This is a genomic window from Ensifer sp. ENS09 (assembly GCF_014852425.1).
In the GTDB taxonomy this organism is placed as follows: domain Bacteria; phylum Pseudomonadota; class Alphaproteobacteria; order Rhizobiales; family Rhizobiaceae; genus Ensifer.
Map to the genome: position 1 here is coordinate 16579 of NZ_JACVBP010000011.1, position 21682 is coordinate 38260.

General features: G+C 57.6%; 19 protein-coding genes. 10 read left to right on the forward strand and 9 right to left on the reverse strand.

The window, feature by feature from the left end; translation table 11 throughout:
• Window positions 1-87: 87 nt before the first annotated feature.
• Both IB267_RS32740 and IB267_RS32745 read right to left on the reverse strand, forming a co-directional pair.
• Window positions 88-816 carry an SDR family NAD(P)-dependent oxidoreductase gene (locus tag IB267_RS32740; protein ID WP_192451548.1) on the reverse strand — a complete coding sequence of 243 codons (729 nt, stop codon included), beginning with the start codon at window positions 814-816 and terminating at the stop codon, window positions 88-90.
• A gap of 16 nt (window positions 817-832) precedes the next feature.
• A complete protein-coding gene (locus IB267_RS32745; protein WP_192451549.1) occupies window positions 833-2038 on the reverse strand; it encodes a DUF455 family protein in 1206 nt (401 codons plus the stop codon).
• Window positions 2039-2471: 433 nt separating this feature from the next.
• On the opposite strand from IB267_RS32745, the gene IB267_RS32750 reads away from it, so the two are divergent.
• The gene (locus IB267_RS32750) at window positions 2472-3233 is read left to right on the forward strand and encodes a 4'-phosphopantetheinyl transferase (protein ID WP_192451550.1); all 762 of its coding nucleotides are present in this window, start codon (window positions 2472-2474) and stop codon (window positions 3231-3233) included.
• 336 nt (window positions 3234-3569) lie between these two features.
• Here IB267_RS32750 and IB267_RS32755 read toward each other — a convergent pair whose 3' ends face one another.
• From IB267_RS32755 to IB267_RS32765, 3 genes are read right to left on the reverse strand one after another with little or no spacing between them, the layout of a single operon-like run.
• On the reverse strand, window positions 3570-4040 hold the full coding sequence (locus IB267_RS32755; protein WP_192451551.1) for a toxin-activating lysine-acyltransferase: 471 nt from the start codon (window positions 4038-4040) through the stop codon (window positions 3570-3572).
• Window positions 4041-5357 carry an HlyD family type I secretion periplasmic adaptor subunit gene (locus IB267_RS32760; protein ID WP_192451552.1) on the reverse strand — a complete coding sequence of 439 codons (1317 nt, stop codon included), beginning with the start codon at window positions 5355-5357 and terminating at the stop codon, window positions 4041-4043.
• Entirely contained in the window at window positions 5354-6961 is a 1608-nt protein-coding gene (locus IB267_RS32765; RefSeq protein ID WP_246810937.1) for a peptidase domain-containing ABC transporter, read from the reverse strand. The genes IB267_RS32760 and IB267_RS32765 overlap by 4 nt, the downstream gene beginning before the upstream one ends.
• A gap of 391 nt (window positions 6962-7352) precedes the next feature.
• On the opposite strand from IB267_RS32765, the gene IB267_RS32770 reads away from it, so the two are divergent.
• Complete coding sequence (locus IB267_RS32770) at window positions 7353-8537, forward strand: hypothetical protein (RefSeq protein WP_192451554.1); 1185 nt, start codon at window positions 7353-7355, stop codon at window positions 8535-8537.
• An 802-nt stretch (window positions 8538-9339) separates the two neighbouring features.
• Here IB267_RS32770 and traA read toward each other — a convergent pair.
• A complete protein-coding gene (traA, locus tag IB267_RS32775) occupies window positions 9340-12636 on the reverse strand; it encodes a Ti-type conjugative transfer relaxase TraA (RefSeq protein WP_192451555.1) in 3297 nt (1098 codons plus the stop codon).
• Window positions 12637-12862: 226 nt separating this feature from the next.
• Here traA and IB267_RS32780 point away from each other — a divergent pair, with 226 nt between their 5' ends.
• The 4 genes from IB267_RS32780 to IB267_RS32795 all read left to right on the forward strand — a co-directional run bounded on the left by IB267_RS32780 (window position 12863) and on the right by IB267_RS32795 (window position 15760).
• Window positions 12863-13156: a mobilization protein gene (locus IB267_RS32780; protein ID WP_192451556.1), complete on the forward strand. Its 294-nt coding sequence runs from the start codon at window positions 12863-12865 to the stop codon at window positions 13154-13156.
• Window positions 13153-14730 (forward strand): type IV secretory system conjugative DNA transfer family protein, encoded by a 1578-nt coding sequence (locus tag IB267_RS32785; protein WP_192451557.1) that lies wholly within the window; start codon window positions 13153-13155, stop codon window positions 14728-14730. Before IB267_RS32780 ends, IB267_RS32785 begins: the two co-directional genes overlap by 4 nt.
• 126 nt (window positions 14731-14856) lie before the next feature.
• A complete protein-coding gene (locus tag IB267_RS32790) occupies window positions 14857-15342 on the forward strand; it encodes a ProQ/FINO family protein (protein ID WP_192451558.1) in 486 nt (161 codons plus the stop codon).
• Between the two features lie 169 nt (window positions 15343-15511).
• The gene (locus IB267_RS32795) at window positions 15512-15760 is read left to right on the forward strand and encodes a WGR domain-containing protein (RefSeq protein ID WP_371742694.1); all 249 of its coding nucleotides are present in this window, start codon (window positions 15512-15514) and stop codon (window positions 15758-15760) included.
• A 116-nt stretch (window positions 15761-15876) separates the two neighbouring features.
• Here IB267_RS32795 and IB267_RS32800 read toward each other — a convergent pair whose 3' ends face one another.
• Window positions 15877-16824 carry an ArdC family protein gene (locus IB267_RS32800; RefSeq protein ID WP_192451559.1) on the reverse strand — a complete coding sequence of 316 codons (948 nt, stop codon included), beginning with the start codon at window positions 16822-16824 and terminating at the stop codon, window positions 15877-15879.
• Between the two features lie 394 nt (window positions 16825-17218).
• The gene (locus IB267_RS32805) at window positions 17219-17452 is read right to left on the reverse strand and encodes a helix-turn-helix transcriptional regulator (protein ID WP_192451586.1); all 234 of its coding nucleotides are present in this window, start codon (window positions 17450-17452) and stop codon (window positions 17219-17221) included.
• 145 nt (window positions 17453-17597) lie between these two features.
• On the opposite strand from IB267_RS32805, the gene IB267_RS33615 reads away from it, so the two are divergent.
• The 4 genes from IB267_RS33615 (at window position 17598) to IB267_RS32820 (ending at window position 19570) form a co-directional block, all read left to right on the forward strand.
• On the forward strand, window positions 17598-18329 hold the full coding sequence (locus IB267_RS33615; protein ID WP_246810933.1) for a hypothetical protein: 732 nt from the start codon (window positions 17598-17600) through the stop codon (window positions 18327-18329).
• A 17-nt stretch (window positions 18330-18346) separates the two neighbouring features.
• Window positions 18347-18790 carry a hypothetical protein gene (locus tag IB267_RS33620; RefSeq protein ID WP_246810934.1) on the forward strand — a complete coding sequence of 148 codons (444 nt, stop codon included), beginning with the start codon at window positions 18347-18349 and terminating at the stop codon, window positions 18788-18790.
• A 168-nt stretch (window positions 18791-18958) separates the two neighbouring features.
• Window positions 18959-19240 carry a type II toxin-antitoxin system RelE/ParE family toxin gene (locus tag IB267_RS32815; protein WP_192451560.1) on the forward strand — a complete coding sequence of 94 codons (282 nt, stop codon included), beginning with the start codon at window positions 18959-18961 and terminating at the stop codon, window positions 19238-19240.
• 30 nt (window positions 19241-19270) lie between these two features.
• Window positions 19271-19570 (forward strand): HigA family addiction module antitoxin, encoded by a 300-nt coding sequence (locus tag IB267_RS32820; RefSeq protein WP_065377029.1) that lies wholly within the window; start codon window positions 19271-19273, stop codon window positions 19568-19570.
• Window positions 19571-19888: 318 nt separating this feature from the next.
• On the opposite strand, the gene IB267_RS32825 is transcribed toward IB267_RS32820, so the two are convergent.
• Window positions 19889-20923: an IS110 family transposase gene (locus IB267_RS32825; RefSeq protein WP_192451561.1), complete on the reverse strand. Its 1035-nt coding sequence runs from the start codon at window positions 20921-20923 to the stop codon at window positions 19889-19891.
• Between the last annotated feature and the right edge of the window lie 759 nt (window positions 20924-21682).

Here is a 21682-nt window from a genome sequence, read left to right on the forward strand (position 1 = left end):
ACATTGGGATGAAACCTGAGGGACGGTTAGCAAGGTGAAAAGATTGACTGAGGCAAGATGCCGCCAAGCCCTACTATAACAATAAACCTAAGCCAGATAGCCTCCATCTACATTGAGACTCGTCCCTGTGATGTAGGAAGATTCGTCACTAGCAAGAAATCTGACCAAGTTGGCGATATCGCTGGGAAGCCCCTTTCGCCCGGCCGGAATTGCGTGCTCTGCTTCCGGATTAAGAGCAGGGGAGGGAAATTTATTTGTATCAATAACACCCGGCTGAATGGTATTGACCGTTATTCCCAAATCAGCAACGTCGCGAGAAAATCCCCGTGCCATAGAAGACAGCGCTGCCTTGGTGGCCGCATAGAATGCGGAACCTTGAACTGCTGATCTATCTGCCGCAACACTCCCTACCATGACTATCCTTCCGCCTTTTGGCATGAACGGCAGGACCGCTTGCGACGTAAAGAAAGGGCCCCTGACGTTAATGTTGAATATTTCCTCAAACGCTAAAGTGTTGAATTCTTGCAATTTTCCACGCATTACAATGCCAGCATTGTTTACGAGAATGTCAATATGCCCAAGAAGCCCTGCTGCCTCATTGACAGCCCGGTCTACGCTGGAACGCTCCCGAACATCTGCCCTAAAACAATAACAAGTACGTCCGGCTTGTCGCAGCTCGTGGCACAAATTTGTAGCCAATGCAAAGGACGAGTTATACGTGAAAAACACATCAAAATTCGACAGTGCCAGGGTCCGGACTATTTCAGCTCCGATACCTCTGCTCCCGCCAAGAACGAATGCCGTTTTTCGTGTCAATTTGGCTCCTGACGTGTTAGAGGTCCCCGACTTTTGTTACGACAACCTCTCGCTTCTCGGCGAGCCGTTCGATCTCTTTTTCTCCAAATCCGCTTCGGAGACACGAGTCCACGTTTAGAGGCAATGGAATGTGCCCGTTGACTGGACCGGACGCTTCGGCCCGTACCTTCTCCGCTTGCTCGTGAATCGCCCATATCCGCTCCTCCGATTGGCACAGATTGCGAAGCCACTTGTTCCCGATTGCCACGTGAGCAATTTCATCCTCCACGATAAAATTGAGGAGCCCCACTGTCCGTAGATCGCTGTTGGCTTCCAACCTGCGTGTCCATTCAATGGCTGCATCAACGCCAAGCCACTCCCCAATTCGTTGATGGATGGCAAGCCGCAACTCCAAAGGCTTTCCATTCGTAAGAGACCACGTTTTGTGGTCGCACGGGAAATCGCCGATATCGAAACCGGCTTGTCTACAACGCTTTATACACATTTCCGCGTGGCGTGCCTCATCCCAAAGCTGCCGGGAAATATCTACGACAAATTCCCAAGGAGTATCGGGAAAGTCACGAATCAACCCCGCCGTCATCTCGATCGTGGGAATTTCTGTGCCCATCAGGGTGTGATGCATCAGTTCAGCGAGGTTTCTGTCCGCGCTTTCAGATTTTAGCTGCATTCTGCTGTCGGGAACCACAGCAAGTCGGCCGTCGCGGAGAGGCGCTCCCTTTATAGTTTCAGAAGAAGGCGGCACGCGCTTTGCAAAGACTTTTATCCTATTGAAATCGGCAATCTCGTCAGAGAGTACCTCACTGGCAAAAGCCAATACTCTATAACTTGGCTCATCCCACAATGGATGAGTGTGTGCCTTTCGTTTGGCTATACTAGCCAGCAGTTCCGCCTTGGTTGCATAAATACCTGAAGGAAGAAGGTGGCCTGATTCATCCTCAAAGCATGTAATTGCTTTTTCCTGATCAACGACTCGAGCGGCCTGAACATCTATTGTGCGCCCAAGTTCGCGTATTCGATTATTCAGTCGAGTGACGACCTCAGTATCCCGCTCAATGTGGCGAGCAAGAAGAATTTTGGCCTCAATCAAGCCGGTTTGGGGTATCGCGTAGGCGAGCAGCTGAACGCTTTCTACAAGGCTACGGCACAAATCCGACAATGAGGCTGCGCTATCCGCCGGATCAAAAGATGCGTCGTCAATAAAATCATATTGAAAAGAAGTCATTATGGGTCTCCTATTCGGTCACAAATCTGCCTGTAATGCGACGGATAGTTGCGCTGTGGAGCATGCGAACAACCACGACTTTAAGAAAATCGAGTGTGAGACGCAAGCCGGATTTGAGTCTCGAAGAGAAGTGTAACATTTTAAGGATCATCTTCTGGAGCACTCTTGCCATTCCAGAGTGGCGTCGATGAGCAGTCCTACGGATCAACAATATTTATCATTCAGCAGCCATGATCTGATTCCTCAATCATTGTGTCTTCGCTTGGGGCAATGGTCCAACAAACGATCTATTGACAAGAGTGGCGAACAAAGTGACACATTGAAAATGACTGTGGTCTAGTTGGTTGCATATTCTAACCGGTTTCTAAAGATCACACCAAGTCAGTGGCGCCTTGGTGGCCACAGTGCCGGGTGCCTCGTATAGGTGACCGTCTTGCTGAATACTCTTTCCTCATTGTTCGGCCCCGGGGTAGCAGCGGCGACTAGCGACCCGACACAGCCGGCAGATGGTTTGCACCCTCCCGAAGTGGCGTTTGTCGCGAATGCAGTGGATCAGCGTAGGCGCGAATTTGCCGCCGGACGCCGGTGCGCACGAGCTGCAATGCAAACACTTGGTATCCCGCAGCAAACTGTCGCCGCAGGTACAGACCGCGCACCTGTCTGGCCGAATGGAATTGTCGGCTCGATCACCCACTGCGATAGTCTTTGTGGTGCTGTAGTCGCTCGAAAAGCCGACGGTTTCCGATCCCTTGGCCTTGACATCGAGCCGGCCAAATCTCTCGACAGTCACCTCGTGGAATTGATTTGCAACTCTCAGGAAATCGCTTGGCTGAATATGTTCTGCCGAGACAACCAAGGTCTCATGGCGAGGGCCGTTTTCAGTGCCAAAGAGGCTGTCTACAAGGCTCAGTATGCGCTTTCGGGGGTGATGCTCGATTTCCATGCCCTTTCGATCCGCCTCGCCGTCATGGAGAGTAGTTTTGTCGCGACGTTTCACGTCCTTGCGAACCCTTTTCTAATCGGGGATCGAATACACGGTCGGATCGCAATAGATGGCGGGTACATTGCTACAGCCGTCATCCTGAAGGCGTTGCCAAATCAGCACGTAGATCAAATAGCCTGTGCAAGGGTCCATTCTCCTATAGGAGCCGCGAATGGGGGTTATTGTAGATCTTTGGGAAGAATCCGGATCTAATGTAAATAGGCAGCAGAGGTTCACGGAAGAGCACCTCTATAGCCGAATTTAAAGGGAGCTTTTGACTAATTTGGCCGAGTCGCGGTCCGGAGGCGAACCTCGCCGGTTCTCTGAAGACACTGGTTCCATAATCCGCGTTATGCGATTAAACTATTGATATTATTAACTATTTTCTCGAAAGCCCTAGTTCACCCCGCAACGCTGGCAAGTCTTGGTTACTCACCTTCCTTAAGCCGTTCCAATAGGCAGCCAAAGGGAGCGCGGCCGGCGCCTCGTGGCTGGCGGAGGCAGCTAACGGCCGCGGCGGGCCTAGCTTTTGCACGCATCGGACGTCAGCTAGCAAAAACCGGCTCGGTCTCCAGCAAGCGCATTGCGCCATCTCGCGACACGGATGATGTTGCCACTCGGATCGCGCCTTATCGAGTGACCGTGCATTTGCGGAAAGAGATTCCGTTGCAGATCACGAACCACGCGCTTCGCGTCGCCATAAGGTGCGACAATGTCCATTACCCAGAGATGTCTGCCCGATTGCCAATGGTCCGCTGGCGGATTTCGCCCGTGAGCAAGCATGGCTTCATGGCATTCGTCGTTAAGGAAGGCCCAGGTAACAAAGGCGGCGGGACCAACATGATCGTTGACATAGAGCTTGTATTGCCCGCTTTTCAGCGCAGGAACGATGTACCGTTCGACCTCGGAAATGGACCAGTCGCTGTAGTGTGATTCCATTGCGATGGCGACGACCATTCCCAATGCTTCAAATACGTTGAACGTCGTAGGATCTGTCGTCGTGTTGTCTGTCGTCGTCATTCACCGTTCTCCGAAACTGTCTTGCAGGGTCTTAAGGATGGGCTCGAAGAAGTAGCTGATTAGTCGCCGCTCGCCCGTGATCACATCAACCGTCGCGGTCATTCCCGGTGAGAAGGAGGCCATTCTGTTGCCGACCGAGATGCCGTTCTGTTCGAGCCGAATCCGCGCCGCATAAATCCATGGTCCACCAGCCACTTGCTGCCGCGCATCAGCGCCAACGCTCGTAACGACTCCATGGACAACGCCGAAGCGTTCGGGCGGGAAGGCGTCAAACTTCACGAACGCACGCTGGCCCTCCTTTAGAAACCCTATATCCCGATTGTCGAAGAACGCTTCGAGCTCGATCTTACCGTCAGACGGGACCACCGTCATCAAGGCTGCGCCAGCCTCGACGAACCCGCCAACCGTGTGCACAGCCAAGTTCTCGACCCGCCCGGCGATTGGTGCCTCAATCGAAAGATCTGCCAGCCGACGTTCAGCAGCGCTCAGTTCGCCTTGCAGGGCTTTCAAAGCAATAGACGCTGCACTGAACTGCTTTTGATAGGTCGAGCGCACCTCTGATATTGCGCTCTTACGCTGGGCGATGACCGTCTGGGCCTCCGCCTCGAGCCCGGACAATTCGCGCTCGGCGATTAGAACCTCGTTCCTGCCGGCATTGATGAGCCGCATCCGCTCAAGGTAATCGGAATTGCTGATCGTGCCTCTTTCCTTCAGGCTTTCAGAAGCAGCAAAACGTAATGCGAGAATGTGCGCTTCGGTGCGGGCTTTCTCAATTCGAGCCACCTGCACCCCTTTCATTTTTTCGATGCGAAAGGCCTGTGCATCGATCTGCGCAATCTGGTCGCCAAGTGCCGAAAGTACGGCGATTGTCAGCGCCTCTGTATCAACAGCCTCCGTAGCACTTTCCTGCCGTAAGACTACCAGGCCCCCCTCAACGAGCCCCTGTCCGGCAGGATCACCCTTGTCAAGTGGCAACAGGATCGATTGGGCAACGGCTCTATCCATAGTATGCCGATCGATCTCCCCCTTGACGCGATCAATGTCACCTTTGACCGACGTGTCATCCAACACGACAAGCGGTTGGCCCCGCTTCACCACTCCTCCTTCGGCAACGTGGATGGCCGTAATCTTGCCGTCACCGCGCGGTTGCACCGTTTGAACCCGGCTCGTTGGTACGACCTTGCCCTGACCGCGAGCGACAATTTCGGTCTCGGCAACATAGCTGCCAATCACCGCTACCGCAAAGAACACAACAAACAGCCAAACGGTAATGCGAATGGTCGGTGAAGCTGGTGCTCCCCATTCCCGGCTAGTCATGCAGGCTCCGCCATCGCGTGTTCCCTTGGAACTGGTTGAAGGGTCGCGAGGTCAAGTAAGTTGACATCCTGTCCTAGAAGTTCTGGATGGTGTGTGATCACGATCAACGTTCTGTGACGCGCCAACCGTTTCAATGTCGCGACGACGATGGCGGCCGAGGTTGCATCGAGAGAACTGGTGGGCTCATCGAGAACTAGCGCGGCCGCATCACCAAGCAGTGCACGTGCCAGAGCGAGCCGCTGTCGTTGGCCGCCCGATAGGTAGCCGCCTCGTTCTCCGACATCAGCGTCAAGCCCCCCAGGCAACTGCGATACCACCTCGTCGGCAGCGCTATCAGCCAAAGCGTTCTGAATCTCCAGCGCCGTAGCGGCCGGGCGCGCTAGTAGAAGGTTCTCCATCACCGTACCGGAAAACAGCACAGGCTCTTGCGGCAAATAAACGATGGCACGCCGCACGCTATCGGGATCACATCCGTTGATGTCTTGCCCGTTAGCTCGGATTGTACCGCTCTCCGGCGAGTAGAGGCCGGACATCAGTTTCGCCAATGTCGACTTGCCGATGCCGGAACCACCCACGATGATCGTCGGCCTATTCGGTTCGATACTCACCGTTACGTCACGTACTACAAACCTATTTGGCACATAGCCGAACGACACTTCGTCCAAAGTGAGCCGCAAGGGGGACTCTATCCGCAACGGTGGTCGCACGACCTCTGTTTCCACCGGCGTATTCAAAAAATCGCCAAGACGGTGGCGCGCAATGCCAATTCCTTGCCACTGTTCCCATATGGATGAAAGCGACATGATCGGCCCCGATACCTTCTCGCTTAAAAGGTGGAACGCAATCAGCTCGCCGAGAGTGATCTCGTTTTGAAACACGAGCCTCGAGCCGAAATAAATAATCAAAATGACGGAAACATTTCCGAGAATATCGCCAACAAAATCGTCTCCGATGTTGAGCTTCGCGACGCGGAACCCAGCCGTAAGGCTGTCCTCTAGCGTTTCCTGAAAGCGCTCGGCTTGGCGCCGTTCAGACGCCATTGCCTTGACGGTAACAACGTTGGCGAACGTTTCGACCAGCCGCGATTGATGGCGCGCGCCTGCAAGGAACGCCACTTGCATCCGCCGCCTGAGAAATGGCCCCAGCACCCCGAACGCGACCATCTGGAGCGGCAGCATCACGAGAACTACTGTTGTCAGTAAAGGGCTGATGGACAGCAGAGCGCCGATGTAAATCGCGGCGAAAAGGACATCGAGCACATAACCCGACATGGTGCCGGTCAGAAAGGCCCGCACGGTATTGATTTCACCCATTCGCGCCAAGGTTTCCCCGACCTGCCAACGCTGCAGGAACTGCAGGGGCAAGCCAAGCACGTGCCGGAAAATTCGTCCCGCCATCTCTGCGACAAGGCGATTTCCCATGTGATTGCCGAGATAGGCCGACATCGCCTGCAAGGTCGCGCTCATAAGCGTGACGAGGACTAGTACGACGACAATCAACGTCAGCGTTGCTTCGCGTTGAAACGGCAGGACACGATCGATGATGGCTTGGAATACGAAGGGTTGGACAAGCCCAAGCAGTCGAATGACGACCGCCACGACCATGAGTTCAAGGATGAGGTGCGTGTAACGGAATGTCGATCGGGTAAACCAGCCCAACGGTGCGGGGCGCGATTGAGCTTCCTGCACGTCTCGCAAACTCATCCTCCTCCGCCGACCGCTCACCTTGCCCGCTGTCTAGCCACGAATCCAATCTTGACGCAATAAACAAAACAACCAATGCGGGATACTAATTGACATTATGCGCGTAAAATGATCGCTTACACTTGCAATCGATGCGTGTGCTCGATTGTTGGTTAATCGCTATGCGAAGGGGAGACTCGAATGGGTAGCAGAGACAGCGGCAGAAGCGACCGCGTGAACAGAGAAGCTAAGCGGAACCGTGACGGTTCGAAAAACACCCGCGACAACTTGACTGATGAGGGCCGACTGCGCCGTGACCGGACTCCCGGTGGTTGGAACGGTTACGACCACCTTTGGGCTCAGCGGAACGGCATGGGGTGCTCAAGCTGCCATTCCGGCGACCCCCACAACTCCTACCGCAGCGGCAATAACCACGACCGGGATTGAGTCGGAAACGAACTTACAATTCAATGGAGTAAAGGGCGGCACGGGACGAGAGTACGTGCCGCCGCTTGGCGTCGACGGAGTAGCTATGCGTGGTCGTATTTTGATTGGTGGGTTGGTCGTTCTATTGGCTGCAGCTAGTGTCGGCTACGTGGCGAGCCAACGACATGACTACAATGAATACGTGGATACAGCACTAAACGAATACGGCCCGTATATTAACTTCATATATGCCGTCCCATTTTCTCGAGATGAAACCGAGCGTTTCAACGTTTCTATAGACTCCAGCATGTCGGAAACGTACTCGGATTACATCCAGACGGTTTATTCCTTCCTTGCAAAAGTGAGCAATCGGGCGGTTAATTTTGAGTTAGTTTCCACGGATGTCCTAAACAAAAGCGACCGCTTTGTTTTCGTCGGAAACGACCGTATTCAAGGAATTAATCCGCACACCTACAGAAGTTCTTTTGCTGAAAAGTTACAACAGTCTATTTCGCAAATATATCAGAACCCAAAAGACGATGTTTACTGGAAGATTCTTAATATGAGCCTGATAGGGTACTACGGTCGCCCTTTGTTTTTCAACTCAGACTTTGCGACGATGGATTTTGAACTCGCGGAACGAGAGAAAAAATATGAATTGAAGAGCAAAAAGATCGAGAAAGCGGCGGTCTACATCAATGTCCCGCCAGCCGATGGCGCGACACAGTCAGAGATTGATCGCTTCACCAAATTCCTCATTCTTCAAGAAATATTCCAAGAATACAATCTAGCTGCTGACATCGCTGACAATCGCTTTCAACTGCGAACTATCCTGTACGACAACGATGAAGCCTGGTTGAACTCCAGCGGAGCGGAAGCCATGCGCGGCTTGGCTCAAACGGCCTCCTCCGCTCTATGCCCGTACGATGTGATGTTGGTGTCTCAGCTGCACGCCAGCCCGGATTCCCCTCCTCGATCCGTTGGATGGCGAAGGTATCTTAGCCTCTATGCTCAGGCGTATTGGTATCGCTACACCTCCTCTTCTGATCTGTTTGACGATCGCTGCTGGTAATTTCCGGAAAACGCGAAAATGATAAACGCAACGCCCGCCTTAATATCCCTTTCCCTCTACATTTTGATCTGGGATAAACTGCCGTTTTGGGGTAGTTTGTTCAATTATACTTTGGATAGATGCCCGACGTGGGTACAGACTTTATATGAACAGTGGCGATGCCCGTTCTGTGTAGGATTCTGGCTAGCAGGCTTTGTACATCTAACTGTGGGACTGTGGACGGTGCAGGAGCTGGAAACCTATCCGGTTTTATCGGGTTGGCTGACCTTCGCGCTTTACATCTTTCTTGATTGCCTTTCTTGCGCAACGCTCGTTTACGTCGGAAACTTGGTCGTAAGCGTGTTACTTTCCTCCACGATCAGAGGTCACGAGATAAGGATCGACTACATGCGAGCTTCTTCTGCCGGCGTTGAGCAAGAGACGAGTAGGCAAAAGGTTCATTCGCCCCCTCAGAACGAACGCGGGCACCGCGGATAGCTGAATTCCTACGATTACAGGGGCGTCTCGGATGTTCTGTATTGGGATCACATTCTGAAGCGACACCTTGTCCGACCCAACCGCCGTTGCCCGCGGCGAAGTCTTGTGACGAAACGTGGCCACGGCGAACTCGAGCCCAAAGTCTTTGTAACGAGTTTCAAAGCGAGTTTCCCACTTAGCAGCCTTCGACGTGGGGGCGGCGGCGGCCAGAGGATGCGCACCGATGCATGGATCAATGGGACGCCCGCCCATCATGAAAAGATCGCGACGTCCTGGCCGCAACAGCCCCGATCTTTTCCGGAAGCTTGTTGTCCGAAGGCCAGCTCTACATCCCCAAGCCCAACCCTTTGTTCAATCCTCGGGAAAGTTCATACTTTCGGCTCAGCTCGGCTCGGTGCGCCCGATCGACAAGCTGGGCAACCTCAGTGATGCGCTCGATCTTCGCCGTCTCCGCCAGCCCAAGGCGGTTCAGCTCCTTCTTGAACGTGCGCGGGTCTGAGCTGCCAAAGCGCTGCTCGAGAGTGTGCGCGATCTTCTTTGCCTCATCGAGCGCTTCCCGTCCCTCAGGATTGCGCGCGAGTTCTTCCACGAACTGCGCCTTCTGAGCCTGGGGCAACTGATCGAGTTGCTTCAGGATGCTCTCGCTACGCTCTGAAAGCCCGGGTACTTCGACCATGTCTCTCTTTTCCCGCCGCCAGATCTCAGCATCGCGCTCAGCTTTCAGTCGCCGCGTCCAGGTCTCGGCGGCTGCTTCAACATGGTTGCCGAGCGCGCGCGCAAACTGACGGGCTGCTTTGCGCTCCTTGTTCTCGCCAAGCAGCCCCGCCCTGCCCCGCAGCTCACCGACCTGCTCCGGACGCTCCGCCACAGTTTTTGCAAGAACCTCTCCGTCGATACCGTGGTCGACGATCGCCCCGGTAATCTTGGCAGCGGCGCCCTCCGGATCGGCAAAGACGTTCCGCGCAAGCGATCGCACGGTCTCCATTGCGCGGTCAAAATCTGGTTTGGCTTTTTCGCGGGCTCGTTCGTCGACGCTGCGCGCGTAGGACGTGATTGCCGGAACAAGCGGCTCGACGGTCTGGCGTTCCCCGCGTGGCAGGCCAGAGGACGGCGCAGCCACCTCTCTGCGTCGTTCTCGCTCGTCGGCCGCCTTCGGCGAACTTGCCGACGGCGTGAGAGCTTGAACCGTGGCAATCTGGATCTCGCTGCTGACACCCAGCTGCTCCGCGATCCCGCGCCGCTCGGCGAAGGCCCCGGTGTAGTCGAGCGTCGTTTCCTTCGCGCCTGAGCGTCCCATGCTGAGGCTCAGTGTCTTCATGTCTTTGAGCTCATCGGCCCCAGCGTAGAGCCGAACCTCGTCGCGATGCCGTGTCATGGCAACGTAGGAAAGATGACGGTCCATGGTCCGCGACGCCATGACAAAGGCCCGGTCGACCGTGGACCCCTGAGACTTGTGGATCGTCGTGGCGTAGCCATGGTCAAAGCTTTGGTAACTGTTGACTGGCAGTGTGACCGCGCGGGCGCCGTTGCTCCCGCCAGTTCCGCCGTCGAGACGTAAATGTAGTGCGTCCGGCTCGACGGCGATCACGGTCCCGAGCATGCCATTCTTCACGCCCAGATCGCGGTTGTTTTCAAGCAGCACGATGCGGTCGCCGCGCGCGAAGGACAGTTCACCGTCATTCGTCCGATAGACGACTTCCCGTCCAAGCACATCATGCTCTTCGCCGCCCTTCGCCAACGATCCACGCTGCTGAAGCCCGGCGCGGATATCGGCATTGATCGCTCTGACGTCGATCCGCCGATGCGCGAGTGCAATGCGTGATCCGGAGGGCCTGGCTTCGCCGTCCGCCAGGTAGTCGCGCACCAGTGCCGCTCTCGCCTCATCCCGATGTTCCAGAAGCTGGACGGCGCCACGCTCAGCATAAAGCGATAGCCCCTCATCCGTGCGATGGGTGGCAAAGGCAACGGACGCTTCGCGCTGCCAGGCATCCTTCTGCCGGCGGATTTCCGAGAGTTCGACCGCACCGACTTGCTCGACGATCGCCCGAAACGGCGAGCCGGCGCCGATCGCTTGCAGTTGCTCATGATCACCGACAAGAACCAGCTTGGCGCCGGAGATCTCCGCCTGGGCGACGAAGCGCGCCAGTTGGCGACTTCCGATCATGCCGGCTTCATCAATGACGAGCACGTCGTTGCTTGAGAGCTGTCCCTTGCCGTTCTGCCAACCGTATTCCCAGGACGCGAGCGTGCGCGCGGCAATGCCGGAAGACTCCTCGAGGCCCTCGGCCGCCTTGCCGGCAAGAGCGGCGCCATGCACGCGATAGCCTTGAGCCGCCCAGGCATCACGCGCAGCGGCCAGCATCGTCGACTTGCCCGCTCCGGCAAAGCCGATCACCGCGGCTATCTGCTCAGAGCCAGTGATGTGATGAACGGCCAGACGCTGTTCGTCGCTCAGGCCAACCTGGCCTGCCGTCCCGGTGCGATCCGACGCCCGTTCCTCCCCCGCAAGCCCAGACGGTTTCGAATTGGACGCGGAGGCCCTCGCCCGTATGGCATCGTCCTGAATGCGCAGCGCCCGCTCGACATGCCCCCGGTGGACCGGGTGTCTGGCTGACCGGCTCATGCGCTCCGCACGCGCCGCCATCCCATGCTCGATCTCCACCATCTCGCGGGTCGAGTATCGGGCAAGCTCCGTCTCGGTTTCAGCTTTCAGTTCGACCAGTGCCGATGATGCCATGACCGCGGCAAACGCATTGCGGAACCCTTGCGGATCGTCGATGTAACGGTGCAGCGCGCGCGCCACGTCGTGACGATCAAACACGCTCTTTTCGCCGGTGATGATCGCGAACACCTGCTCCGGTTGCCTGCGGATCAACTCGGCATTTTTCCGCGCTGCCTTCTGATCGATCCGCTCGCGAGACACGTCCAGCCCACGCCGGTCCATCTGCGAAGCATGCACGCCCATATGCTCGGTCGGCTCGATTTCCAAACCACGCTCAAGATGCGAGCGATGGTCGACCCGAATATCCAGACCGAGCCGCGCCAGATGCCGGTTGGTGTGATGTTCCCACAGCTCCCGGATCTCGCGTAGCTGCATGTGTGAGGTCGGCTGATCATGGTTCAACAGCCACTTGTTCTCGCGCTCGATCAGCGTCTTGTCGCCAAGGCCCTTTTCGGTCACCACCCGCGTCGTCATCACCACATGCGCGTGGAAATTCCGGATGTCGCTTTCGCCCTGTGGTAGGTGGATGGAGAAGTCGACAGCGGCGCCGTAGCGGTTGGCGAGGTCACGCGCAAAGTCACGCGTCAGAGCCAGCCGATCGGCCGCAATCATCTCATGCGGCAGTGCCACCTCGAACTCACGGGCGACGCGCGCATCCTTGCGGTTCTCGGCTTTCTCGACCGCGTTCCAGAGCGTCGAACGATCGAGAGCCCAGGCAGCCTCGACGCTATCCGGAAGCACGATCTCGGAATGCTCGACGCCCCGCTTGTTCGTAAAGTCATGCACGATGCCATCGCGCTCATTCAGCATCTTTGTCGCCGTGCGATAGGCGATGGCGGCAACCGCGCTACGGCCGCCGCTTCGAGCGATCGGTTTCATGCTGCAATGGTAGATGGCCAAGCGACACCCTCCAAAGTCGTACAACCATACCAAGCGCCGAGTTGCGCAGCAACTCGTAAGTGCGCCCTTCCTGACTTCGTTCGCTCCGCTCTCTCCGTCCGGGATCATGCAAGATGCACCCTCCCCATAACAATTCGGGGTTGTGCATTCCGCACCGGCGACTAACTTCCGGCCACAACGCGCAATGGCAGAAACTCTCGGATACCACAAGCATCAGGAGAATCTCATGGCACGCAAGTCGATCTCACAACGCCTCGCCGAACTGGAAGAGCGCAAGAAGACGCTGAAGGCCAGGCTCGGTAAACAGGAGCGCGCCCAGGACACGCGACGCAAGATCCTGATCGGCGCCCTGGTGCTGCATCGGCTCGAGCAATCCAACGATCCTGAGTTTACCCGCCGACTGAGAGACTGGCTGCAACGCGAACTGCCCGGATTTCTCGTGCGCGATGGTGACAAGGCGCTGTTCGACGACATCCTCGAACCCGCTCAGACTGAGGAGACCAGCAGGGCTGCAGAATGAGGATCACCTCTGTCCTGAAGTCGCTGATCAAGGCGCCGGTCTTTGCGATCATATCCGTCCTCTTCGGCCTGGTGCTTTCGGCGCTGATCCTGCTTTCCAACTTCCTCATCTACCTCATCGCCGGCGTCGAGTACGGCCTTGCCAACGACGTCGTCACTTTGATCGCGAAACACCTGCCGATCGCGCTTGGCGTGCTTGGCTTCATCGCCGCCTTCGTCTCGGGCGACATCGCAACCTCGGTATTCGGAACGGCGCGCTGGGCCAACGACCGCGAACTGAAGGAGCTCGCCGCGGGTGATGACGGCCTGCTGATCGGGCGCGATCCAGCGTCGGGAGATCTGTTGCGTTATGATGGACCGGCCCACCTCCTGACCATGGCGCCGACGCGAACTGGCAAAGGCGTTGGCACAGTTATCCCTAACCTCTTGACTGCGGATCGCTCGATCATCTGCATCGACCCGAAAGGCGAGAATGCTGAGATCGCCAAGCAGGCACGCGCGCGGTTCGGACCGGTGCACGTTCTCGATCCCTTTGAAGCCACCGGTCAGGATTCATCAGCCTACAATCCGCTCGACGGGCTCGATCCGGACGGTCTCGATGTTGCCGAAGACGCAAGCACGCTTGCCGACGCATTGGTCTATGACGAACCTGGAACGGGCGGCGAAGCACACTGGAACGAGGAAGCCAAAGCGCTGATCGCCGGGCTGATCCTGAAGATCGTTGTCTCGGAATCGCCAGGGCGCCGGCACCTTGGAACCTTGCGCGAATATCTCACGCTAGCGCCGGAACGCTTCCTCGGTCTGCTGGCGCGCATGCAGGAGATGGATGAGGGCAATGGCCTGATCGCCAGGACGGCCAATCGTCATCTCGGCAAATCGGATCGCGAAGCCGCCGGCGTGCTGTCGGCGGCGCAACGGCATACCCATTTCCTCGACAGTCCGCGCATGACCGCGGTGCTCAGCCGGTCGGACTTTGCTTTTGCCGATCTGAAACGTCTCAACGCTTCGATCTTTCTTGTGCTACCGCCCGACCGGCTGTCGAGCTATGCCCGTTGGCTCCGTTTGCTCATCGCGCAAAGCCTCTCGGCGATGGCCCGGGAACGGACCACCCCTCGCCGTCCGGTCCTCTATCTTCTTGATGAGTTCGCAGCCCTCGGTCACCTGGCGCCAGTCGAACGCGCCATGGGTCTGATGGCTGGCTATGGTGTCCAGCTCTGGCCGATCCTGCAGGATGTGCATCAGCTCAGAGCCACCTATGGCCGCCGCGCCGGAACGTTCCTGTCGAACGCCGCGATCCTACAGGTCTTCGGCGTCAACGACATCGAGACCGCCGAGCTGATCGCGCGCACGATCGGCAAGAGGGATGCCAACTACATCACCCAATCCTGGAGCAAGGGCGCCACATCCAGTTCCGAACACATCGCCGCGCGGGATCTCATCAATGCTGACGAGATCCTGCGGCTGTCGGGAAAGAAGATGATTCTGCTGCGCCAGGGCCAGTCGCCGGCCGTCGTCGCAAAGATCCGGTATTTCGAGGACAAGGAGTTCGACGGCCTGTTCACCCGGCCGCAATAGCGAGATTGCACCACTTCAAGTCTCAGCCCACACGCACTAGATGCTCTGCAACTGAAGCGATGTCGTCGGCTTGGATGTGCGTGACCTGTCCTGACCGACGGCATTTTTTGGATTGGACGGATTGCAATGGGTCATATACAGCCGACAATCAAATCTCCTCGTGGGAGCTCGAGCCTGGTTCTGGCGCGGGAACGGGAGGTCGCCAAGACCGAGGCGATCAACGCCCTTCTCATTCGACCCATCGCCGTTCTTCCCTCCAGGGTTGCCGATCCGATCCGGCCGTTTGCGCTCGGGCTCTGGAACGAGATCCGCCCTCTCCTGAAACCGGACGTGAGCGTCTCGGCTCTGCGCAAGGCGCTGGCAACCTACGTGCACGCGCGCAGCTACCAGATCGCGGTCGCACGGCCGGGTTCCATGCGCCATGACATCGACGGAGAACCGGTCGAACCTGTTTCGGATGCCGACCGTCTGGATGCGCTCAAGAAGTACGAAGGTTTTAAGGCGCGCAACGGGTCCAGCGTCGAAGCCTCGGTGTCTTCCCTTGCAGCATCAGCGTCAAAGCGCGACGCGATCAGCGCTCATCTGCTCAGACGGAAAGACGCACCGCGCTAGAAGCGGCGCAGCGCCGTCAGCAGTTCAAAAAGCCAGGCTCGCACTGTTGCGAGGATCGTTGCGAGCGAACCTCACTGACAACGCGTTCATCACGAAAATGAATCGATGGCGCCGGATCGATTCAAAAGTGTCGTTGGACGGTCGGGCTGGGACGCGCGATTCTGCGGGCATGATCACGCAGCCCTATCTTTTGTATATCGAGCGCAGAGACGCGACCCGCAACATGGCGCGGTTCTATTCGCTTGAGATCGGCAGCAACCTCTTCGGCGAAATCTGCCTCACCCGCCGCTGGGGACGCATTGGCGCGCTCGGGCAAACCGCAGCCCACGGGTTCTCTCGGGAGGACGAAGCAATTCGTCTCTTCCTTTGCTCGTACGCCGAAAGCTTGGGCGCGGGTATCGCCCACGGACGCTGGTAGAAAAGCCTAGCGGCTGATCTTGGTCGCTCCGCTCGCGGGGCGACCGCCGGCAAAATGCCTCCAGGCTGGATCTGGAACATCCAGCCTGGAGGCCAAAGACGATGAGAACATCTTCCCTATGCCATAGCCGGTTCGCCTGCGGTGGTTGCCGCATCCTCCGCAGTCGGCTGCAGACCGTGCAGGTAGGTTACGGCACGCTCGGCGTGGGCGGCCATCTGGAACACGGCGCGCTTGTCGTTCTTCAGCACTTTCAGCCAGGAGGCGATGTAAGCGGCGTGATCCTCGCGCGGCTCGATCGCGATGCCGAGATCGGCCGAGAGGAAAACACTGCCAAGTTCGGCGACCAGTTCTTCCTTCGCATATCCTTCGTCGCCCCATTGGTCCCGGCCGAGGTTCCGGTCAAGCCGGGAGCTCTTCATCGTCCAGTGGATGCATTCATGGCCGAGGGTTCCCGCATGCGCTTCGGCCGAAACGAAGGCGTCGAAGACAGGCACTTGAATGAAGTCGCCAACCGGCTGATAGAACGCTCTGTTGCCACCATGGCGGATGTCGGCGCCGAGATTGGCGAAGAACCGATCGGCAGCCTCGATGCGCTCCCTGCCCTCGCCCTCGGCCGGCGCGGTCTCAACGGCGTAGTAGTGCGCCGGCAGGCCATCGATCTGGTCGGCGTTGAACACATTGTAGCCCTTCATGAAGGGAATACGGCGTTCAACCTCTTCGCCGTCTTCGTCGGTCTCTTTCCGCTCGATCGCATTGGCATAGACGACAAGCGTGGATTTCTCGCCCTTGCGCACACTGCCGCCGAGTTCCTGCCCCTGCCGAAACGTCATCCAGAAGCGCGAACTAAATCCGCGCTCGGCCGCGGTCATCCAGAGGAGCACCGTGTTGATGCCGCGATAGGCAACCCCGTTGTGGCGCAGCGGACGAACTGGCGAGCCACCAGCGCCCCATGGCTGCATCCACGGTCGCGTTCCCGCCTCCAGTTGCTCGACGATACGGGCGGTGATGCGTTCATAGATATCGCTGACGGTCGTCGTGGTCTCGCTTGCCTTTGCCTTACCCATGTCCTTGCCCTTTCCTTGATCTCGCGAAGCGGGAGCCTTTCGCTCCTGCTTCCCGAGCTCGGGCGGACCAGCGGGGGATTGGGGTGCAAGCGGCTGCGCGGGGACCCGGCTGCACGGAACGCAGCGGCAGTGGAGTGAAGGAAGCTGGGCGGCAGCCGCTTGAAGGGGCGAAGGGGGCGGAGCTCCTCGGCCCCTCACCTCACGAAAAATGTGGCGGCACAAGCCGCACGAAAGAGATTCGCCGCGCCGACCAGAAGTGCACGGATGACACGGGCTCACGTACTGAGCGAGTGAGGATCAGGTCACCCGTCGCGCGATGTGAGGAACTTTCGCGTTGAAAAAACTTCGCAGCCTTGCGAGGCCCGCACTGCAAATGAGGATAGGCTCACTGCAGCTAGTCGGATACTGTCCCCAGAGGTGGATTTTTGGGCTTAGAAAACCGGACGCCAGCCCCGCCCCCGTTTTCGGGGATGAACTCGATGCCCGCGGCTTCGAAGGCAATACGTATCGCCTCCAGTGTCGCCGAATACCCTGGGCGCCCAGCCTCAATCCGGGAAACCGTAGCGGCCGTGATATTGGCTCGACTTGCCAGATCTCGGACACCCCACTTCAAAGCAGCCCGCGCCATTCGGACCTGATCGGCAGTCAACATTATAACCTTGACATAATCTCTGGATGATTCAAACTCACTGCGATGGTCAAAGCGGCCACGAACGGTGCTTGCGACACCGTCCGTAGCCTGACCGCAATTCAAGCTTTAGGGAGCTCGGATCATGGCTGATTCTGAGATTAGCAGAACTTTGCCTGCAATTACGCGTAGAATTAAAGACGCGGACGATGACGCCCCAAAAAACCTTCCAAACCGGATCGATCGTCGTAACCTCCTGCCCCTGGCCGCCCGCGTTCTGAGCGCGCGCATTGCGGATTTCGACAGGCTTAGAGAAAGCGGTCCAACGCCCGTCAGGGAGCTGTGGCCGCGCTGGTACGCGTACCATCATCACTGCCTCCGAGCCGCCCGCCTTCGAAAACGACTTGCTTCCGACATGCTGCAAACAGCCGGAGATTTGCCGATTTCCGAACTGGAAAGGGCTGGAGACGACGGCGCCGTCCCGATCCGGTCATTGGCCGCCATCCATCGCATCGCGCAGCTGAATGTCGGTCCCGGACAAGCCGAACTGCACGAGCGCCAGAAACGATGGAAGGAGGCTGATCGGCGCCTTGGGTATAGCGCAGTCGCCGCTTTGGAACAGGAACTCGCAGAGCAGGCCAGCGTACTGGGGCGGGTGATGTCGATCGCACCGGTCTCTTCGGTGATCGAAGTCGCCGCAAAGCTCCATTGCCTGATCGCTACGCACGATCCGGGCCTCAAGCTTGACGACGCCCCCTGGCCAGAGTTGCGGAGGATGTTGAAGGACCTGATCTGTATCACGGGGACGCAAAGTCCAAAAGCGTCCGCCCAGATGGCTGACGACGCGGTCGAAAACGAGCACGACGTTTCACTCTGACGCGGAGATCTAGCGACATGGACCTCGGCAAATCTGCGGGCGTACGAGACGTTTTGAACCTGGCGGCGCAATACAAAGCCGCCGCGATCAAACTGGGTGAGGCCCCACCCAGTCTCAACCATCTTCCGCAAAGGCTGCTGGCTCTTCATGCCATCGAGCTCTATCTGGACGCGCTTCTTCAGGCCAAGGGTCTCGATGAAGAGACGGTACGCAGCTTCCAACATGACCTTGGCGAGCGGGCGCGAATAGCGCTGGCCGCGGGGCTTGTCCTTCGCAATCGCACGCTGGCCCACCTGGCAGCGCTGTCCTCAAACACAGAATATCTTATCGTGCGATATGCTCCTGAGCTGTCGCCCACGCTCTCGCAAGTGAACCGGGTTATGGCGACGCTTGAGGAGATTTCGCGGAAGGTCCCAAAGATGGTGAAGTCGGCAAAGGTCAAGCAACTGCACCGACACTGAACTCAGGATCGCTGGGAGCGGTGGTCGCCTTGAAAGGATCTGAACCGGAGATCGGCCACGTTCAGATCGCGTAGACAGGAAGGCGATTGCGAATCTGTATCGCGCAATGATACATGCTAGTTGACTTTCACCAGTATCACCATATGATACAAACACTAAGAGCCAGGCGTGATCAGGTCATTTAAGGATGCGAAAACCGAAGCTGTTGCCTGCGGCAAAGCGCCGAAAGGCTTTCCTTCAGACATCGTGAGGTCGGCCGTCCGTAAATTGACGATCCTGAACAGCGCTGCTGCTCTCGACGATCTTCGTTCTCCTCCCGGCAATCGACTAGAAGCGCTTAAGGGGAATAGAGAAGGCCAACATTCGATCCGGATCAATGATCAGTGGCGCATATGCTTCGTATGGACTGATGCCGGTATCGAGGCCGTTGAAATAGTTGACTACCATTGAAGGCAAAGCGTGGCAGACAGGGAGCTTCAGATGACCCATATCCTTCCGCCGATCCATCCTGGCGAAATTCTCCGCGAGGAGTACCTGCTTCCTCTCAACATGAGTGCTGGTGCACTGGCGAAAAAGCTCAATGTTCCACGCACTCGCATCGAACGTCTTGCAGCAGAGCAAACACCGGTAACGACAGATACCGCCCTGCGCCTCGCCAAGTATTTCCGGACAACACCGGAATTTTGGATGAACATGCAGACCAGCTTCAACCTCAAGACAGAGGAAGTAGCGCTCCATGGCGAACTGGAGTTGATTCCGGAAATCGATAGGGCAGCGTAGCTGGAAGTACGGCATCTTCCAGACGATACATTATGCGATCTTCTGTAACGGGCGTTGCGTCAATCCCTTGGAGCGTAATCCCTCGCCGAGTGCTTGCTTCTGTCCGCAGTCGGCGCTTTGCCGCTGCTCTATGGTGTCTGCCAAGGACCGGCTGGCCAATCTTAGAGGCGCAGTCATCGCTCGCGTGCTTAAAGGCGCAGTCACTGCGTGCTGCTGATCGCATAACGGCCTAACCCATCCATCGTCCCGGCGAAGGGACCTTGCTCCGGAGGGCGGATGGCTGTGCCCGTCCGAATAGTCTGTGTTGTCGTCTTTTCCTCAAACCGCCGGGGTGGGCCCTCCCTTATGAGCAACGAAGCTGGTTCCGTCCCTAAGCATGCAATGCAACACAACGGCCAACTTGCGGGCCAGCGCGACGCGCGCCTTTCTCGGACCGGCTCGTCTGGCGACCGCCAGCGCCCAGCCCTTCAGATCGGAGCCTTTGACCGGGCGCGTCAGGATGACGTGAGCCGCCTCGTAGAGCGCGGTTCGCACGCTGCCATCGCCGATCTTCGAGATGCGACCGCTATGATCGGTCTCCCCTGATTGATATTTCCTTGGCGTCAATCCGAAGTGCGGCCCGACCGCGCGGGAGGAGCGGAAGCGCTCCGGCGCATCGATGGACGCCACAAACGTCAGCGCCACCAGGACGCCAACGCCGGGCGTCGTCATCAACCTGAGGGCATTGTCGTCCTGACGGGCGATGGCACGCAGCGTGCGCTCAAACCCTGCAAATTCCTGCACCAGCGCGTCGCGTACCTTCAGCAGCGAAGAGGCGATCGCTTCCAAGGTCGAATGGCCTGCAATCAGTTCGCGAATGCGGCCCGCGTAAGTGCACCGCGTCGTCGGCCCGACCTTGAGGCCGAAGCCGCGCAGGATGCCCCGGATGCTCATCTCGACGTCATGAAGCTTGCCCTGAATAAGCTTGCGGGCGGTCAGCAGCGCACGCACCTCCTGGGCGGCAAGCGATTTGCAGTGGACCGATCGGAACCAGCCCAGCCGCATCAACTGCGCAATGCCGCGGGCGTCCTTCTTGTCGGTCTTGACCGGCATCGTCTTGAAGGCGGCGCGCACATGGCGCGTCTCGATCAGCTCGACGGCAAGACCGGCTTTCACCATCCCGGCATGCAGCCACTGCGACAACGGCCCGGCCTCCAGACCGATGCGCTCCATCGCGTCGTGGTCTCCAAACCAGGCGATCAGTGCATCGGGCTCGCTGAGGATCTTTGCTTCCCGGACGATGCGGCCATCCGCATCCACCACGCACACGCTCGAGTATTCCAAGGATACGTCGATGCCCGCATACTGCTTCATGGTCGTTTCTCCGTGATGCTATGGAGCAGGCCACTCCTGACTCCGCGACACCATCATTGTGAGGGACGACCACCGGCCCTTCAAACCTGCCGGGCCGGGAGCCCGTTACACCATCTTTTTAGCCCATAACGTGAACATCCTCGTAACAAGCCGTGCACAGGGCTCGCGAAGAACGGCCTCCTTCGCCCCGTATCGGTCGTCAAAGCTGCGTCTACCAATTTCACAAAAGCGGACATTCCTTTTGCCGTACCCGAGAACCGGCCGGTTACCAGCATGCGTTCGAATCCCGTCTGGTGTGCCATTTCCCCACAAAACTGGGCACTGCTGCCGCAGCCGCGCCGCCTATCACCAGACGCGCAAGCGTTTTCCTTTTCACTTCAACCTGATCGATGATTGCTAGCCATTGGCGAGCGGCGGAACGTCGTGTCGCCACTCAGCACGTTAGTGAGCACGCTTCAGCTGGCCGAAGCCTGGGCGCCTAATGTGTAGTACCGGCACAACCACGATGCGGAAATTCGGATTGTCGGAGGTGATACCCAGCACGCCTGGATGAGACATCCGGTTGGTGCATTATCTGATTCAAAAAACGGGCAATTGCAGAGACTGAAGACGATTTAATAGGAGAAGTACACTGATGTTGTGCGCTTCATCCGAAGTATTCTGGGTGAACGCCTCCAACATAGCCAAAGGCTCGGCCCGACACCACGGCGCCAGTAAAGAAGGTTGAAAAACTAGCCGAATTCCCTACAAACTGTCGCT

Bases quoted from the DNA above. Each gene is read 5' to 3' on its own strand.
- IB267_RS32745 (WP_192451549.1), bottom strand. From the start codon at position 2,038: ATGACTTCTTTTCAATATGATTTTATTGACGACGCATCTTTTGATCCG.
- IB267_RS32755 (WP_192451551.1), bottom strand. From the start codon at position 4,040: ATGACGACGACAGACAACACGACGACAGATCCTACGACGTTCAACGTA.
- IB267_RS32760 (WP_192451552.1), bottom strand. From the start codon at position 5,357: ATGACTAGCCGGGAATGGGGAGCACCAGCTTCACCGACCATTCGCATT.
- IB267_RS32765 (WP_246810937.1), bottom strand. From the start codon at position 6,961: ATGGTCGTGGCGGTCGTCATTCGACTGCTTGGGCTTGTCCAACCCTTC.
- IB267_RS32780 (WP_192451556.1), top strand. From the start codon at position 12,863: ATGGCACGCAAGTCGATCTCACAACGCCTCGCCGAACTGGAAGAGCGC.
- IB267_RS32785 (WP_192451557.1), top strand. From the start codon at position 13,153: ATGAGGATCACCTCTGTCCTGAAGTCGCTGATCAAGGCGCCGGTCTTT.
- IB267_RS32790 (WP_192451558.1), top strand. From the start codon at position 14,857: ATGGGTCATATACAGCCGACAATCAAATCTCCTCGTGGGAGCTCGAGC.
- IB267_RS32795 (WP_371742694.1), top strand. From the start codon at position 15,512: ATGATCACGCAGCCCTATCTTTTGTATATCGAGCGCAGAGACGCGACC.
- IB267_RS32800 (WP_192451559.1), bottom strand. From the start codon at position 16,824: ATGGGTAAGGCAAAGGCAAGCGAGACCACGACGACCGTCAGCGATATC.
- IB267_RS32805 (WP_192451586.1), bottom strand. From the start codon at position 17,452: ATGGCGCGGGCTGCTTTGAAGTGGGGTGTCCGAGATCTGGCAAGTCGA.
- IB267_RS33615 (WP_246810933.1), top strand. From the start codon at position 17,598: ATGGCTGATTCTGAGATTAGCAGAACTTTGCCTGCAATTACGCGTAGA.
- IB267_RS33620 (WP_246810934.1), top strand. From the start codon at position 18,347: ATGGACCTCGGCAAATCTGCGGGCGTACGAGACGTTTTGAACCTGGCG.
- IB267_RS32820 (WP_065377029.1), top strand. From the start codon at position 19,271: ATGACCCATATCCTTCCGCCGATCCATCCTGGCGAAATTCTCCGCGAG.
- IB267_RS32825 (WP_192451561.1), bottom strand. From the start codon at position 20,923: ATGAAGCAGTATGCGGGCATCGACGTATCCTTGGAATACTCGAGCGTG.